This window comes from Aeromicrobium marinum DSM 15272 (assembly GCF_000160775.2).
In the GTDB taxonomy this organism is placed as follows: Bacteria; Actinomycetota; Actinomycetes; order Propionibacteriales; family Nocardioidaceae; genus Aeromicrobium; species Aeromicrobium marinum.
The window spans coordinates 373,296-388,947 of the sequence record NZ_CM001024.1; the positions used below are offsets into that span (position 1 = coordinate 373,296).

At 72.5% G+C, this 15,652-nt stretch carries 16 protein-coding genes; 9 read left to right on the forward strand and 7 right to left on the reverse strand.

Going from position 1 to position 15,652, the window contains the following annotated elements; all coding sequences use genetic code 11:
• The first annotated feature begins 7 nt into the window (after window positions 1–7).
• The 6 genes from mtrB to secA all read left to right on the forward strand — a co-directional run bounded on the left by mtrB (window position 8) and on the right by secA (window position 9,552).
• On the forward strand, window positions 8–1,597 hold the full coding sequence (gene mtrB / locus HMPREF0063_RS02015; protein WP_007076976.1) for an MtrAB system histidine kinase MtrB: 1,590 nt from the start codon (window positions 8–10) through the stop codon (window positions 1,595–1,597).
• Window positions 1,594–3,297 carry an LpqB family beta-propeller domain-containing protein gene (locus tag HMPREF0063_RS02020; RefSeq protein WP_007076977.1) on the forward strand — a complete coding sequence of 568 codons (1,704 nt, stop codon included), beginning with the start codon at window positions 1,594–1,596 and terminating at the stop codon, window positions 3,295–3,297. Before mtrB ends, HMPREF0063_RS02020 begins: the two co-directional genes overlap by 4 nt.
• Window positions 3,298–3,379: 82 nt before the next feature.
• Window positions 3,380–4,792, forward strand: coding sequence for a ribosome hibernation-promoting factor, HPF/YfiA family (gene hpf, locus HMPREF0063_RS17260; RefSeq protein WP_007076978.1), 1,413 nt, complete (start codon window positions 3,380–3,382; stop codon window positions 4,790–4,792).
• A 60-nt stretch (window positions 4,793–4,852) separates the two neighbouring features.
• Window positions 4,853–5,512 (forward strand): response regulator, encoded by a 660-nt coding sequence (locus HMPREF0063_RS02030; protein ID WP_245527728.1) that lies wholly within the window; start codon window positions 4,853–4,855, stop codon window positions 5,510–5,512.
• 106 nt (window positions 5,513–5,618) lie between these two features.
• Complete coding sequence (locus HMPREF0063_RS02035) at window positions 5,619–6,758, forward strand: winged helix-turn-helix domain-containing protein (RefSeq protein WP_342610393.1); 1,140 nt, start codon at window positions 5,619–5,621, stop codon at window positions 6,756–6,758.
• 58 nt (window positions 6,759–6,816) lie between these two features.
• Window positions 6,817–9,552, forward strand: a complete 2,736-nt coding sequence (gene secA, locus HMPREF0063_RS02040) for a preprotein translocase subunit SecA (protein WP_007076981.1) — start codon at window positions 6,817–6,819, stop codon at window positions 9,550–9,552.
• A 9-nt stretch (window positions 9,553–9,561) separates the two neighbouring features.
• Here secA and HMPREF0063_RS16480 read toward each other — a convergent pair whose 3' ends face one another.
• Entirely contained in the window at window positions 9,562–10,044 is a 483-nt protein-coding gene (locus HMPREF0063_RS16480) for an Rv3235 family protein (protein ID WP_007076982.1), read from the reverse strand.
• A complete protein-coding gene (locus HMPREF0063_RS16485) occupies window positions 10,041–10,649 on the reverse strand; it encodes a LysM peptidoglycan-binding domain-containing protein (protein WP_007076983.1) in 609 nt (202 codons plus the stop codon). The genes HMPREF0063_RS16480 and HMPREF0063_RS16485 overlap by 4 nt, the downstream gene beginning before the upstream one ends.
• A gap of 115 nt (window positions 10,650–10,764) precedes the next feature.
• Between HMPREF0063_RS16485 and HMPREF0063_RS15555 the strand changes: the two genes are divergently transcribed.
• Window positions 10,765–11,268: a hypothetical protein gene (locus HMPREF0063_RS15555; protein ID WP_050760884.1), complete on the forward strand. Its 504-nt coding sequence runs from the start codon at window positions 10,765–10,767 to the stop codon at window positions 11,266–11,268.
• Here the strand turns inward: HMPREF0063_RS15555 and HMPREF0063_RS02060 are convergent.
• Complete coding sequence (locus HMPREF0063_RS02060; RefSeq protein WP_007076984.1) at window positions 11,255–11,503, reverse strand: helix-turn-helix domain-containing protein; 249 nt, start codon at window positions 11,501–11,503, stop codon at window positions 11,255–11,257. The two genes, HMPREF0063_RS15555 and HMPREF0063_RS02060, sit on opposite strands and share 14 nt — an antisense overlap.
• A 143-nt stretch (window positions 11,504–11,646) precedes the next feature.
• On the opposite strand from HMPREF0063_RS02060, the gene HMPREF0063_RS15560 reads away from it, so the two are divergent.
• Together HMPREF0063_RS15560 and HMPREF0063_RS02070 are read left to right on the forward strand one after the other, a co-directional pair.
• Window positions 11,647–12,312: a hypothetical protein gene (locus HMPREF0063_RS15560; protein ID WP_050760885.1), complete on the forward strand. Its 666-nt coding sequence runs from the start codon at window positions 11,647–11,649 to the stop codon at window positions 12,310–12,312.
• Window positions 12,309–12,860 carry a CpaE/TadZ family protein gene (locus HMPREF0063_RS02070; protein ID WP_050760886.1) on the forward strand — a complete coding sequence of 184 codons (552 nt, stop codon included), beginning with the start codon at window positions 12,309–12,311 and terminating at the stop codon, window positions 12,858–12,860. Before HMPREF0063_RS15560 ends, HMPREF0063_RS02070 begins: the two co-directional genes overlap by 4 nt.
• Before the next feature lie 108 nt (window positions 12,861–12,968).
• On the opposite strand, the gene HMPREF0063_RS02075 is transcribed toward HMPREF0063_RS02070, so the two are convergent.
• The 4 genes from HMPREF0063_RS02075 to HMPREF0063_RS02090 form a co-directional block, all read right to left on the reverse strand.
• On the reverse strand, window positions 12,969–13,286 hold the full coding sequence (locus HMPREF0063_RS02075; protein ID WP_007076985.1) for a hypothetical protein: 318 nt from the start codon (window positions 13,284–13,286) through the stop codon (window positions 12,969–12,971).
• 84 nt (window positions 13,287–13,370) lie between these two features.
• Window positions 13,371–13,667, reverse strand: coding sequence for a hypothetical protein (locus tag HMPREF0063_RS02080; protein ID WP_007076986.1), 297 nt, complete (start codon window positions 13,665–13,667; stop codon window positions 13,371–13,373).
• Window positions 13,664–15,247 (reverse strand): glycine-rich domain-containing protein, encoded by a 1,584-nt coding sequence (locus HMPREF0063_RS15565; RefSeq protein ID WP_007076987.1) that lies wholly within the window; start codon window positions 15,245–15,247, stop codon window positions 13,664–13,666. Before HMPREF0063_RS15565 ends, HMPREF0063_RS02080 begins: the two co-directional genes overlap by 4 nt.
• A gap of 36 nt (window positions 15,248–15,283) precedes the next feature.
• Window positions 15,284–15,637, reverse strand: coding sequence for a phage tail fiber protein (locus HMPREF0063_RS02090; protein WP_007076988.1), 354 nt, complete (start codon window positions 15,635–15,637; stop codon window positions 15,284–15,286).
• Between the last annotated feature and the right edge of the window lie 15 nt (window positions 15,638–15,652).

Sequence of the window (15,652 nt, forward strand, 5' to 3'; positions counted from 1 at the left end):
TGACCCCGTGAAGATCCGCGGCTCCGGTCGGGTCGCCGTGCGGCGGGGTGCGGGAGCACTGGTCGGCGCCTGGCGCCGGTCGGTCCAGCTGCGCGTCGTGGCCAGCACCGTGGTGCTCAGCGCCCTGGCCATCGGCCTCACCGGATGGGCCCTTCTGGGCAGCGTCGCCGAGGGGCTGGCCGAGGACCGGCGGGTCAGCGCCGTGGCGGAGGCCCGCACCGGTTTCGACCGCGCCCAGGAGCAGCTCGACGCGGCGCTGGACACCGAACCGGGCGCCGCCTCGCAGACCATCGCCCAGATGGTCGGCTCGGTCACCGTACGCGGCGACGCACCCCAGCAGGGCCAGGTCGTCGTCGAGGGCCCGTTGTCGGAGGGGGCGTCGGCGGCTCCGGTGCTGTCCTCCGGAGCCGTCTCGCCCGGCTCCGTCCCCCAGGACCTCGCCCGGTCGGTGCGCGGCGGTGAGGGCGTGTACTGGCGGTACTCCGAGCTCACCGCGGCCGACCGCACCACCCCGTCGGTCGTGGTCGGCAGTCGCTTGCTGGCGCCGGCCACCGGCGACCAGTACGCCATGTACTACGTGTTCAGCCTCGAGCAGCAGCAGTCGACCCTGGCCCTGGTGCGCAACGCCCTCGGGGTGGGCGGCGTCGTCATGGTGCTGCTGGTCGGCGGCGTCGCCGGGCTGGTGTCGCGTCAGGTGCTCGACCCGGTCCGACTGGCCCGCCGGATCGCCGAGCGGTTCGCGGCGGGCAACCTCGAGGAGCGGATGCACGTCCGGGGCGAGGACGACATCGCCCGCCTGTCCACCTCGCTCAACCAGATGGCGTCGAGCCTGCAGACCCAGATCCGGCGCCTGGAGAACCTGTCGCGCCTGCAGCAGCGGTTCGTGTCCGACGTGTCGCACGAGCTGCGCACGCCGCTGACGACCGTCCAGATGGCCGGCGAGGTGCTGTTCGAGGCGCGGTCGCGGTTCGATCCGGGCACAGCCCGGGCGGCCGAGCTGTTGATGGGTGAGCTGGACCGGTTCGAGACCCTCCTGTCGGACCTGCTGGACCTGTCCCGCTTCGACGCCGGCGCCGCCCAGCTGGAGCTCGACGACGTCGACGTGGCGCACGAGGCGGCCCTGGTCGAGCACCACCCGATCGTGCAACGCAAGGCGATCTCGGTGAGGTTCGAGGGCGTCCACACGCCGGCGGTCGTCGCCGCGGACGTGCGGCGGGTCGACCGGATCCTGCGGAACCTGGCGGCCAACGCCGCCACCTACAGCGGCTCCGACGAGCTGCTGGTGCGGGTCGCCCAGAACGACGAGTGCGTGTCGGTGGGCATCCGTGACTTCGGGGTCGGCCTCAGCGCCGAGGAGGCCGCTCGCGTGTTCGACCGGTTCTGGCGGGCCGACCCCGCCCGCGCCCACGGCGGCACCGGCCTCGGCCTGCCGATCTCGCGCGAGGACGCGACCCTGCACGGTGGCACCCTGCACGTGTGGGCACGACCGGGGCAGGGCACCGAGTTCATCCTGACCCTGCCCAAGGCGGGCGGGTCGGCCGATCGTCCCGCCCTGGTGTCGGAGCTCGCCCCGGTCGTCGGAGGGCAGGGACGATGAGGCGGTTGCTCGCCCTCGTGGCGCTCCTGGCGGCCGGCGCCTGCGCCGGACTGCCGACCAGCGGTCCGATCCAGCAGGTCGGCCCCGACGAGCCGCGGGTCGACGCGGTCGTGCGGTACGCCCCGGCCCCGCCGGTGCCCGGCGCCGAGCCGCAGGAGGTCGTGCGGGGGTTCCTCGACGCCATGCTGGCCTACCCCGTGTCGACCGCGACCGCCTCGGCATACCTGACCCCCGACGCGGCCGACGCCTGGCAGTCGTCCGCCGGGGTCCGCATCTATCGTGCGCCGGAGGTGGGCCCTCCGTCGGTCCCTGCCGTCACGGTCGACGACGGCCGCCCGGTGGCCGTCGAGGTCGAGGTCCGCGAGGACGCCGTGCTCGACGAGACCGGGCACTACCGCGGCACCGACCGGGACGTCACGGAGACCTTCGTGCTCGAGCCGGTCGACGGGGAGTGGCGCATCGCCAACCCGCCGGTCGGCCGGATGGTGACGGCCGCCTACTTCGCCTCGTACTTCCGCGTCTTCGACTCCTTCTTCTTCGACGCGCGCGGGGCCCAGCTGGTGGCCGACCCCGTCCACGTGGCCGTCGGGGAGCAGCTGGCCACCGGACTGATGGCCTCGCTCACCGCCGGTCCGCCCACCGCCCTCGCCGGCGAGCTCAGGACCTACCTGCCCGACCCGGAGGCCTGGCAGCCGTCGGTGACGGTCGATGCCGAGGGCGTCGCCGAGGTCGAGTTCGACGTCGACGGGTCGTCCCTCGACGCCGGCATCCGCAACCGCTGGTCGGCGCAGGTCGTCCGGACCCTGGCCCAGGTGCCGGAGGTCGAGGGGGTGCGGATCATCACCGCCACCGGCCCGCTGGCCGTCGGCGGGGGCTCCGTCCAGGACCTGGGCGCCTGGCTGCGTTTCGACCCGCCGGAACCGCGCGGCCGCCCCGGCGCGGTGGTCGACGGCCGGGTCGTGCGGCTGGTCGACGACGCGGCGGAGCCCGTCCCCGGACCCCGGGGCGACGACGCGGGCGGCGCCACGGTGGTGGCGGTGTCCGAGGACGCCATCGCGGTGTCGGCCGGCGGCGACATCGGCGTCGCCTTCGCCGGCGATCCGGAGGTCGTGGTGCCGGCCGAGGACGTGGTCTCGCTGGTGTGGGACCCCACGGGGGTGCTGTGGGTCGCCGACCGGCCGGGCGGTGCGCTGCGCATCCGGCTCGTGACGGCGGAGGCCGTCCGCGACGTGCAGGTCGCGCCGCTCGGAACCGTCACCTCGTTCGCCCTCGACCCCGGGGCGCGGAGGTACGCGGTCACGACCGCGGGGGAGTCCCCGCAGGTCCTGGTGGGTCTGGTGCAGCGCGACCAGCGATCCGGCGTCACCGGCATCGGGCCGGGACGGGTCGTCGCTCCGGACGCCGCCGCCCCGGCGGCCGTGGTGTGGACCGGCGCGTCGAGTTTGGCCTTCCTCGCCGACAGCTCCGCCGGCCGACAGGTGTTCACCTCCAGGATCGACGGCTCCCCGGCGGTCGGAGGGGCGTTCGGAGCGGTCCCACGGCTCCCGGACGTCGGGGCACGCCGGCTCGCGATCGACGTCGGCAGCGCGCCCTCGTGGTACGTCACCGACGACCGCGACCGGCTGTGGCACCTGAGGGCCGGTGGGTCGTGGCGTTTGCTCGGCCTGCTCGACGTGACCGCGCTGGGCAGCGGCCGCTGAGCGGTCGTCCACAGGGTGGCGGCAGCCCCCAGCCGCCCGGTCGCAGCAGGCGGCGGGGCCCGGCGACGGCGACGCTGGTCCGGTGGGAGTCGGGCGGAGGATCGTGGTCGACCTCGCCGACCTGGTGCTCGGGGCGACCTGCCCGGGGTGCGACCGTCCGGCGCTCACCTGGTGCCGCCCGTGCGCCGTGCGGGCGCGACCGACCCCCGGTCCGGTCGACCCGGCGCCGGTCGCGCTGGTGACGGGACCACCGGTGACCGCTGCGCTGGTCAACACCGAGGTGGTCGCGCGCCTGCTGGTCGGGTGGAAGGAACAGGGACGGTTCGCCCTGCTCCGGCCCTGGGCGGCGGCCCTCGCGTCCGCCGCCTGTCTGCACGTCGACCCCGGCCGGCCACTGGCGCTGGTGCCGGTGCCGACGGACCCGGCCCACGTGCGGCGCCGTGGCGGGGACCTCGTGCTCGACCTCACCCGGCTCGCAGCCACCGAGCTGCGACGCACCGGGGTCGAGGTCGTGGCCGCCCCGTGCCTGCGCCGGCGTCGGCACACCCTCGACCAGCGAGGTCTCGGTGCGAGCGACCGGCAGGCCAACGTGCGAGGAGCGTTCGTCGCGCTGCCCCGCCGCATCCCGGCCGACCACGACCTGGTCGTGGTCGACGACATCGTGACGACCGGCGCCACGGCGTCCGAGGCCGTGCGAGCGCTGGCCGCCGCGGGCCGCCCGGTCCGGGGGGGTTGCCGTCGTCGCGCAGACCCCGCCCCCGCGCTGACCGGCGAACTTGCACCAAGCCCTTCTCTTTGCCCCCCCGTCGGTCTACGGTCGTCGGTACGACGTGCACGCATTCTCATCCACCCAACTGCAGGAGGACTGGTCATGGAAATTGTCGTCAAGGGTCGGAACAGTGAGATCTCGGAGCGGTTCAGGAGCCACGTCGAGGACAAGCTGCAGCGGATCGAGAAGTACGACGCACGTCACCGCATCAACCGCATCGAGGTCGAGGTCACGCACGAGAAGAACCCTCGTCAGCACGACACCGCCGCGCGGATCGAGCTCACCGTCCGTTCCCGTGGTCCGGTCGTGCGGGCCGAGGCCTGCTCCACCGACCAGCACTCCGCCCTCGACGCCGTCGTCGACAAGCTGGAGTCCCGTCTGCGCAAGGCCGCGGACCGGCAGCGCATCCACCACGGCCAGCACGCCCCGATGTCGCTCGCGCAGGCCACGGCGGTCGTCCCCGAGGTCGAGGAGGCCCCGGCCGACGACGATGCCGGCCTCTCGCGCAAGGTCGGACCGCTCGACGTGCAGGGCGACGGCCCGTTGGTGGTGCGCGAGAAGACGCACCAGACCCATTCGATGACCCTCGACCAGGCTCTCTACGAGATGGAGCTGGTCGGGCACGACTTCTACCTGTTCATGGAGAAGGACTCGATGATGCCCAGCGTCGTGTACCGCCGCAAGGGATTCGACTACGGCGTCATCCACCTCGACGTGCAGGACTGACCTGGTGTCCGGGGGGACACGAGGCCAGCCGGCAGTCCGCGACTGTGACATGATCGCGTGGTGACGTCAGGCGCAGCGCGGATCCGGGTGCTGCTCGTCGACGACCAAGAGCTGTTCCGCCGCGGGGTCAGCATGGTGCTGAGCGCCGACCCCGATCTCGACCTCGTCGAGGTCGGCAGCGGCGACGAGGCCCTCGAGCAGGTCGCCGAGAACCCGCCCGACGTGGTGCTGCTGGACGTGCGGATGCCCGAGCGCAGCGGGGTCGAGGTGTGCGCCGCGATCAAGGCGGTCTCGCCGACGACCGGCATCATCATGCTGACCGCCAGCGACGAGGAGTCCGACCTCTACGAGTCGATCAAGGGCGGTGCCTCCGGCTACCTGCTGAAGGACGGCTCCACCTACGACCAGGTGGGCGAGGCGGTCCGTCTGGTCGCGTCGGGTCAGTCCCTCATCAGCCCCACCATGGCCACCAAGCTGCTCGACGAGTTCGTGCAGATCTCCCGCACCCCGGCGCCGGCCGCCAGTCTCACCGCCCGCGAGCTGCAGGTGCTGCGGCACGTGGCGAAGGGGTTCAGCAACCGCGAGATCGCCGGTGAGCTGTTCATCAGCGAGAACACGGTCAAGAACCACATCCGCAACATCCTCGAGAAGCTGCAGATGAAGTCCCGCATGGAGGCCGCCATGTACGCCGTGCGCAGTCGTCTCGTCGACGACGTCTGACCCGGTTCCTCCGGTGCCCACCCCGGTGCGGCGGCTGACGCGGACCCAGGCCCGGCGGGTGGCGCTGGCCGCGCAGGGATTCACCCGCCCCCGGCCGCCTGGTCCCGTGACAGCGCGTCATCTGGCGGCCGTCGTGGGCAGGCTGGGGCTGTTCCAGATCGACTCCGTCAACGTGCTGGCCCGGGCCCACCACCTGCCCCTGTACTCACGGGCCGGACCCTACGACCCGGACCTGCTGCACCGGGCCTACGGGCGGGCCCCCCGGCGACTGGTGGAGTACTGGGCGCACGAGGCGGCGCTGCTGGACGTGCGGCTGTGGCCGGCGTTCGCGTTCCGGCGCGAGCAGCCCGACCGGATGTGGGGCGGGATCGCCCGCGTCGGCGCCGAGCAGCCCGACCTCGTCCGCCGCGTGCTGGCCGACGTGCGGGCCGCGGGCCCCGTCACCGCGCGGCAGGTCGAGCACGAGGCGCCGACCGATCGTGACCACTGGGGCTGGAACTGGTCGGACGCCAAGCACGCCCTGGAGTACCTCTTCTACACCGGCCAGGTCACGTCGGCCGGCCGGACGCCGCAGTTCGAGCGGCTCTACGACCTCACCGAGCGCGTGCTGCCGGCTGAGGTGCTCGCGGCCCCCGCGCTGTCCCCGGACCAGTGCTACCGCGTGCTCGTCGAGCACGCGGCGTCGGCCCACGGCGTTGCCACGCGCCAGTGCCTGGCCGACTACTTCCGGCTCCGCCCCGGACCGACCGCGGCCGCCGTCGAGGACCTCGCCGACGAGGGCGTCCTGGTCCCGGCGACCGTGCAGGGGTGGGACCGACCGGCCTGGCTGCACCGTGATGCGGTGCTGCCACGGGCCGTCCGCGCCCGGGCCCTGCTCAGCCCCTTCGACCCGCTGGTGTTCGAGCGGACCCGCACCGAGCGGCTGTTCGACTTCCGGTACCGGCTCGAGATCTACGTGCCGCGCGAGCGCCGGGTCCACGGCTACTACGTGCTGCCGTTCCTCCTCGGGGACCGGTTGGTGGCCCGGGTCGACCTCGCGGCCGACCGCGCCGCCGGTGTCCTGCGGGTGCACGGTGCGTTCGGGGAGCCGTCGGCTCCGCCGCACACCGCGGCCGAGCTGGCCGCCGAGCTGTGGCTGATGGCCGGGTGGCTCGGCCTCGAGGACGTCGCGGTGGCGGACCACGGCGACCTCGCCACCGCGCTGGCCGCCGAGGTGCCGCGACGCTGGAGCGGTCACCTAGACTGATCGCCAGATCCCGGCCACGGGCCGGATCGTCACGCCCACCGTCAGGAAGTGCATCGTCGTGCCCAAGATCATCGACAAGGTCCTGCGGGCCGGTGAGGGCAAGATCCTCCGCCAGCTCGAGGCCATCGCGGCCCAGGTCAACGCCCTCGAGGACGAGTTCCGCGCCATGACCGACGAGGAGCTGCAGGGCATGACCGCGGAGTTCCGGGAGCGGCTGGAGGCCGGGGAGTCGCTCGACGACCTCATGCCCGAGGCGTTCGCGACGGTCCGCGAGGCGGCCGACCGGGTGCTCGGCCAGCGGCACTTCGACGTGCAGATCATCGGCGGCGCCGCGCTGCACCTGGGCAACATCGCGGAGATGAAGACCGGTGAGGGCAAGACCCTGGTCTCGACGCTGCCGGTCTACCTCAACGCGCTGGCCGGACGCGGCGTCCATGTGGTCACGGTCAACGACTACCTGGCCAAGTACCAGGGCGAGTGGATGGGACGCGTGCACCGCTTCCTGGGCCTCTCGATCGGCACCATCATGCCGAGCATGACGCCCGAGGCGCGCCGCGCGGCCTACGCCTGCGACATCACCTACGCGACCAACAACGAGCTGGGCTTCGACTACCTGCGCGACAACATGGCGTCCGAGCTCGCGTCGTGCGTGCAGCGGGGCCACTTCTTCGCGGTCGTCGACGAGGTCGACTCGATCCTCATCGACGAGGCCCGCACCCCGCTGATCATCTCCGGGCCCACCCAGGAGGAGGTCAAGTGGTACGGGGAGTTCTCCCGCATCATCGGCCGGATGACGATCGACGTCGACTACGAGGTCGACGAGAAGAAGCGCACCATCAGCGTCACCGAGGAGGGCATCGACAAGGTCGAGGACGCCTTGGGCATCGACAACCTGTACGACTCGGTCAACACGCCGCTGATCGGCTTCCTCAACAACGCCATCAAGGCCAAGGAGCTGTTCCGCAAGGACAAGGACTACGTCGTCATCGACGGCAACGTGATCATCGTCGACGAGCACACCGGCCGCATCCTGGAGGGTCGGCGCTACAACGAGGGCCTGCACCAGGCGATCGAGGCCAAGGAGGGCGTCCGCATCCGCGAGGAGTACCAGACGCTGGCCACCATCACCCTGCAGAACTACTTCCGTCTGTACGAGAAGCTCTCGGGCATGACCGGCACGGCGATGACCGAGGCCAGCGAGTTCGACAAGATCTACGGGCTGGGCGTGGTCCCGGTGCGCACCAACAAGCCGGTGGCGCGCGTCGACCAGCCGGACCTGGTCTACCGCACCGAGGACGCCAAGTTCGAGGCCGTGGCCCAGGACATCCTCGACCGGCACGCCGCGGGGCAGCCGATCCTGGTGGGCACCACCAGCGTCGCCAAGAGCGAGCGGCTCAGCACGCTGCTGCGCCAGCGGGGGGTCGCGCACGAGGTGCTCAACGCCAAGCAGCACGAGCGCGAGGCGGCGATCGTCGCGATGGCCGGTCACAAGGGAGCCGTCACGGTGGCCACCAACATGGCCGGCCGAGGCACCGACATCATGCTCGGTGGCAACGTGGAGTTCCTCGCCGACGCCGCCCTGCGCAAGAAGGGGCTCGACCCGGTCGAGGACGCCGACGCCTACGAGGCAGCATGGTCGGAGGCCGTTGCTGCTGCGACCGCCCAGGTCAAGGCCGAGCACGACGAGGTCACCGCCCTCGGCGGTCTGGCCGTCATCGGCACGGAGCGGCACGAGTCACGCCGCATCGACAACCAGCTGCGCGGCCGTTCGGGTCGTCAGGGTGATCCCGGCGAGACGCGCTTCTACCTCTCGCTCGAGGACGACCTGATGCGCCTGTTCAAGGCGGACTGGGTCAACTTCGTGCTGCAGCGCCTCAACATCCCGGACGACGTCCCGATCGAGAACAAGCGCGTCACCGGGGCCATCGCGTCGGCGCAGGGCCAGGTCGAGACGCAGAACTTCGAGTCGCGCAAGAACATCCTCAAGTACGACGACGTCATGAGCCGGCAGCGCGAGGTCATCTACACCGAGCGTCGCCGCGTGCTGGAGGGTGAGGACCTCCAGGAGTGGGTGCGCACGATGATCGCCCAGGTCGTGACGGCGTACGTCGCCGGCGCCACCGACGGGGTCCCGGAGCAGTGGGACCTCGATCAGCTGTGGACCGCGTTGGGCACCCTCTACCCCGTCGGTGTCACGGCCGAGGAGCTGGAGGCCGCGGCCGGCGGACGGAGCGGGTTGACGCGGGAGTCCCTGACGACCTCGCTCACCGACGACGCCTGGGCCGCCTACGGTCGCCGCGAGGCCGACCTCGGGTCGACGGTCACCCGGGAGCTCGAGCGCAAGGTCGTGCTCAGCGTGCTGGACCGCAAGTGGCGCGAGCACCTGTACGAGATGGACTACCTGCGCGAGGGCATCGGTCTGCGGGCCTACAGCCAGCGCGATCCACTGGTCGAGTACCAGCGGGAGGGCTTCGACCTGTTCTCCACCATGATGGAGGGCATCCAGGAGGAGTCCGTCGGGTTCCTGTTCAACGTCGAGGTCCAGGTGCAGCAGCCGGCCGAGGGCGCCGACGCCGAGGCGCCGACACAGATCTCCGCGAAGGGCATCGAGGAGGAGAAGCAGCGCAAGCTCGCCTACTCCGCCCCGAGCGAGTCCGGCGAGGCCGAGGTCCGCACCGATGCGGCGTCCGCGGAGGACACCGAGGCCAAGGACCGGCAGCGACAGCTCAATGCCAAGTCGAAGTCCCGGCAGAAGGCCAAGGCCCAGCGTCAGTCGCGCAAGCGCAACCGCTGACCCCAGCCCCTACGCCCAGCAGAGTGCGGTGCAGCGCCACTGCCGACCCCCGCGGTGGTCGGTGACCAGCTCGAGCCGGACCGCGATCGCGCGGGACCGGCCCCGGTGGACCATGCGGCCGGCGATCTCGGCGATCTGGTCGTCGACCATCGAGACGTGGACCGAGACGATGCGGGCGCCCGAGGCGGTGCCGGGCCGGCGGGGGCTCCGGGCGTGCACGGTCAGGCGGGCCTGCAGGGCCTGGTAGACGTCGGGCGACATCCAGGCGGCGAGCTGGCGCGCCGGGCGGTCGCCGGTCAGCACCTCGACCAGCGCCTGCAGGAACCGGGCCGACCGCTCGCGCAGCGGCTTGGCGGCCGCGTCCTCGCCGCGCTCGATCGGGACCGGCAGGACCGGTCGCACGGCCGGGAACGGCAACGGGATCTGGTGGTCGTCGCCTGCGTGGTCGAAGCGCCGGTGGGGCACGACGGCCAGTGCGGTGGCTGATCTCATGGCAGGAGCTCCTGGGGGACGGTCAGCCGGTGGCCGGGGTGGATGAGGTCGGGGTCGTCGCCGATCACGGCGTGGTTGGCGGCGTGCCAGACCACGACGGCCGCGGCGATCCGGTCGGGAGGCGCCCCGGGTGCCAGCCGGGCGGCAGCGATGGCCCAGAGCGTGTCGCCGGGCGCGACCGTCACGGTCGGAGCGGTCGGGAGGCTCTCGGCGGGCAGCGTGGCGGGTGCCACCACGGACGGCCGGTCGGGAAGCATGAGGCCGTCGAGCTGCCCGCGGCCGGACTGTTCGGCTGCGGCGGGCAGCACCGCACCGGCGCCGACCGCTCCGACCACCACGAGATGGAAGGCCAGTCGCGGGACCATGCGCCGGCGTCTCGTGCCGGCTCGGCCGTGGACGATCCCGTGTCCGGTGGCGACGACGACGAGCACGGCCAGCACCCATGCGGACAGGCCGAGGTGCAGGAGAGTGACGAGGCCACCGACCAGGCCGGGCAGGTCGCGACCGCTGAGGGCGTCGATCGCAGCCGGGGCAGCCGGCCCCGAGACGGTGATGCCGGCGAGGGCACACCCCACGACCACGCGACCGGCAGTGGTGAGCGCCATGATCCCCCGATCGATGCATTTGACGACGTTTGATGACATCTGATGTCGTTGACGAGCAGTGAAGTGCATCCTGGCCCGCCGGTCAAGGGGTCATCCCCAGGCGTAGCCTCGTCCCATGCGATGGGACCGGTTGTTCGCCGACCTGGAGGCGCGGGCGGAGGGGGAGGACCTCGACGAGCGGGACGTCCTGGTGTCCGAGCTCCTCGACGGTGAATGGTCAGGAACCGGCTGGAACGATCTGCTCGACGGTGCCGTCGTGCTCGACGTCGCCGGCCTCGGCCGGGTCGAGGGCGTCGTCCGGCTGGCGACGCCGACCCTGGTGCGCCTCGATGTCGGGACCCACACCCTCGTGGTCGACCTGGGGGCCGTCCGCGGCCTGGTCACGGACGGGTCGCGGCGGCCGGCCGAGATCGGACCGGTGACCGGGCGGCTCGGATGGGGTCACGTCATGCGGGCGCTGGCGGTCGACGACGCCGAGGTGCGGGTCCACCGGACCGACGGTGCGGTGCTCGACGGCCGGGTCGACGTCGTCGGCCGGGACTTCGTCCGCCTGGACGCCGGCGGCGGGCGACCCGTCGTGGTGCCGTTCGCGGCCGTGGCGGCGATCAGGAGTCGGTGAAGACGTCGTCGTCGCGGGACGGCTCCCGGTCGTCCGCCGACGGCCCGGTGCGGTCGTACTGCCGCTGGATGTAGTCCTCGAGCTCGACCTGCTCGATCCGCCACTGCCCGCGACCGCCGATCTGGATCCCGCGGAGGTCACCGGACCGCACGAGGGAGTACACCTGTCGCACCGTCACGTTCAGGACCTCGGCGACATCGGCCAAGGTCAGGAACCGAGGACTGGCAGCAGGCATGTGTCCCAGTTTCGCACGGTCCAGTGTCAGTCCGTCGGAGTGCGCCCGCTGCTGTGGAGAACGTCACCGGGTCTGGACGGGACGGCCCGGACTCGGTAGACATGGCGCATGATCACCTGGCGGGGGCCTGGGGTAGCGGGCGGATGAGCACCACGGACGAGGGCACCAGGACGGCCGGCGCGCGTCCGGCACGGCGGTTGCAACTGAGGCGCTGGCGAGATCCGCGCCTGCTGGCCGGGGTGCTGGTGCTGCTCACCACGACGACCGTGGGTGCGCGCTGGGTCGCCACGTCCGACGACACCGTGCAGTACTGGATGCTGGCCGACGCGGTGACGGCGGGCGACCCCGTGCAGCGGGCCGACCTCGTGGCGACCTCGGTCCGCTGGTCGGACTCCACCGCCGAGGGCTATCTCGCCGTCGACGACGACCTGCCGGCCGCGCTGGGCTCCTTGCGGTGGACGCGGGACGGACGGGCCGGTGACCTGCTCGACCGTGCCGCGGTGCAGGTCGGCGGGGACCGGACGACGCGGGAGGTCCCCCTGAACGTCACGGTCGGAGCGTTTCCCCCGGGCCTGGCGCGGGGACAGCTGGTCGACGTCTGGGTCGGCCCCGGCCCCGGTGACGACTCCGTGGAACCGGCGGTGCTGGTGCTCGACGGCGTCCGGGTGCTGCAGGCCGGTGAGCCGTCGTCCTCGGTGGGGACCGAGCTCAGTCGCACCGTCGTGGTCGACGCCGGTGACGCGGGCGTCGACGGCGGCCAGGTGGCGCGACTCGCCTCCGGTCACGTCACCGTCGTCGGCGTGCCGTGACGGACCTCGCGGTGGCCGCCGGCGGGGCGGCGTGGGAGCCGGACGTGCTCGCCGAGATCGGCCGGGCCCCCGGGCTGCGACTGGTCCGCCGCTGTGTCGACGTGGCCGAGCTGATCGCCGTCGCCCGCAGCGGCGCCGTGGGGGTGGCGCTGGTCGACGCGGCGCTGCCCGGTCTCGATGCGGACGCGGTCCATCAGCTGGAGTCGGTGGGCGTGCGGGTGGCCGCGGTGGGGGACCACGACGGGGCCGCCGCCCGGCGCGGCGTCACCGTGGTGGTCGAGCCCGGCCGGATCGACGCGGTCGACCTGCTGACGCCGCCGGCCGCCGTCCCCGCCCGGCAGCACGGGACCCTCGTGGCCGTCTGGGGCCCGGGCGGCTCGCCCGGTCGCAGCACGGTGGCCCTGTCGGTCGCGGCGGCCACGGCGGCACGCGGCCTCGGCACGGCGCTGGTCGACGCCGACACCTACGGCGGCTCGATCGGGCAGCAGTTCGCGGTGCTCGACGACGACCGGGGGCAAAGACACCGGTCGGTTCTCGTCGAGGTCTAGCCAGCGCTTCTCGATCGTCCTAGGCTGGCGGAACCCATCCCCCGATGGTGTAGACGCCCTGGCCGGAGCCGCAGGTTCCACAGCTGGGGCGTCGTCCAGTTCGGCTGGTCACGTGCCCGGTCTGTGGCTGTACCCGCCTCGGGTTGCGGCGTCTCGCGCGCGGTCGAACGCCTCGGTCATCGGTCCGGTCTCGGGGACGCCGATGGCTACGGCGAGGAGGTGCGCGGTTGCGAGGGCTTCGGCGTAGATCGGCCTCGCGAGGTATCCGCCGAGGATGGCCCCGAGCTCGGAGGCGAGCAGGTCGGTCCGGTCGCCGGCTAGCGCACGCAGCTGCGTGACGGCATCAGCCTGGGGCACTCCGGTGGTGGCGAGGCGGCGGGCGGTGCCGCCGATCTTCGCTGCGAGGATCCGGTCACGGTCGGGCATGACCGGATGGTGCCACCCGGGGACGACAAGAACGCCCCCCACCGCCGCGAGGGCGATGAGGGGCGATCGGGTGGTTCGGGTGGGTCAGGACCAGATGGTGATCTGAGGTGCGTCCCAGATGACGGTCTCGGGGGAGTCGATCAGGCGGACGAGCACGTCAGTGTTGTCCGTGGCGGTGAACGCCGGCTCGGCTCCGCCGTTGTCGCCGGGGCCGGGGTAGTCGGGGCCGGCGATCAGCCAGACGGAGTAGTCGCCGTCAGCCTGCGCGTCTGCCCAGGTGGTGCCGCCGTCGATCGACAGCTCCCAGTCGGTGGGGGCGACCGGGGGTGTGGTGGTGATCTTGTAGGCGTAGAACTCGGCGCCAGCGCGGTGGAGTCTCACTGTCGGTCTCCTTCGAAGGTGACGGTCCGCGTGCGCGGGGTCATGGTGGTCGTGCGGCGGCCGCCGGCGAAACCGACAGTCCTTTCGCGGGCCTCGGCGGAGACGACGCGGATGTTCCGCTGGTCGCGGACGATCAGGCCCACGCCGGTGAGCGTCATGGTGGCGACGGCGGTCCGACGCTCGACGACCGAAGAGGCGGCCGTGGCTGCCAGGGTGAGCGCACCCGTGGCGGTACGGATCTCGATGGCGTAGTCGGCGCTACCTGCCGCAAGGGTGACGGTGGCGGTCCCGGTGCGCGGGTGGATGCCGCCGAAGGGGTTGGCGACGGCCGAGCCGACGATCGCGCTGGCGGCAGTGCCGGTGCGGGCGAAGGTGACTGTGGCGACAGCAGTGGCCGTGAGCGTGAGCGTGGCTGTGCCGGCCCGGGAGACCTCTCCGCCAACGACCTGAGCCATTGCGGTGCCGTCGAGGCTGAGGGTCGCGGTGCCGGCGCGTGTGACTTCCCCGCCGTCCGGTGTCGCGTCAGCTGCGCCGCTGAGCGCCAGCGTCGCGAGCCCAGTGCGGGTGACTGCGCCGCCCTCAACATCAGCCGTTGCTGCTCCGACCACGGATGCCGTCGCGGTGCCCGTGCGCTCCAGCACGCCCCCGTCGGCGATACCGGTTCCGGAGGCAACGACGACCATCGATGCGGTGCCGGTGCGGACCTCGACAGCTGTGGACGCCGCGGACGCGGCCAGTGAGAGCGTCGCGGTCGCCGCGGACTTCTCGACCTCGACGGACTGGCAGCTGGCGTTCAAACTCAGTGAGGCCGTACCAGTGGCGCGTTCGACCTCGACGGACGTCGACGTCGCGGACAGGGTGAGCGTGGCGGAGCCGTTGCGTTCCCACACGCCGCCGAAGGCCGTACCGGTGCCAGATGCGACCAAGGCCAGCGATGCCGAGCCGGTGCGCGTAAAGGTGCCACCGGTGGCAACTCCGGTGCCGGTGGCGGCGACGCTCAGCGTGGCGGTACCACTGCGGGTCTCAATGACTAGGGCCGTGTACTCCAGGCGAATGACACCACGAGCGCCATTGCCACCCGTCTGCCCGGCCGTGCCGCCCGATGATCCTCCGCCACCAGGGACGTTTCCGGCGGTGCCCGACGTCTCCTGTGTGCCGCCACCGGTCAGCGACCCGATCGACGCCGCTGCGCCGCCACGACCGAACGTGCCAGGTGCGCGGGTGCCGTCCGAGCCGGACACCGCGGAGTCGGCGACACAGTCCCCCGCGAGACCGCCAGCGCCGCCAGCTGCGGACTGCCCGGCCTTGCCCGCCGCGGCCACGAACAGCGACGCACCGAAGATCGTCGGGTTGCCGTCTGTCCCCTGACCGACCGCAGCGCCGACCGTGATCGTGTAGTCGACGCCCGGTGTCGTGGCGACGACCTTAGTGGCCGCTGCGCCACCACCGCCACCGCCGCGGTTGGTGCCGAAGGTCGACGTCAGACCTCCGCCACCACCACCGATGCCCTCGACCGACACCGAGAACACTCCCGCGGGGCACGTCCATGTCGTCGAGCTGGTGAACGTCTCAACGGTCATGGGTGCCCCTCACGGGTCGTAGCGGGAGGGGACGGGTCAGTTGTTGACCGTCACCGTGGGGGTGACCTTCACCTGGCCCTGGGCGCCGAGGGTGGCGGGCGAGGACAGCGCCCCGCCGCCGATGAACGTGCCGGCGGTCGACGCCGACCAGATGCCGAAGTGGGAGTACGTGCCGGCCGCAGCGTCGAAGGTGACCTCGGAGCCTGCGACGGAGCCGTCCGAGGCTCCACCGGTCCAGGTGGTCGGCTGCCGGGCGTAGGCCGGGCTGCCGCCGGTGGCCTCGCTGGCGCCGGTCGTGCCGGGGTCGGCGGTGTGCAGGCTGATGTGCAGTCCGAGGCCGGTGACCTCGAGGCTGGCGGTCTCGCGGGCGGCGGGGGTGAAGGTTCCCATGGTGGTGCTCCTTGG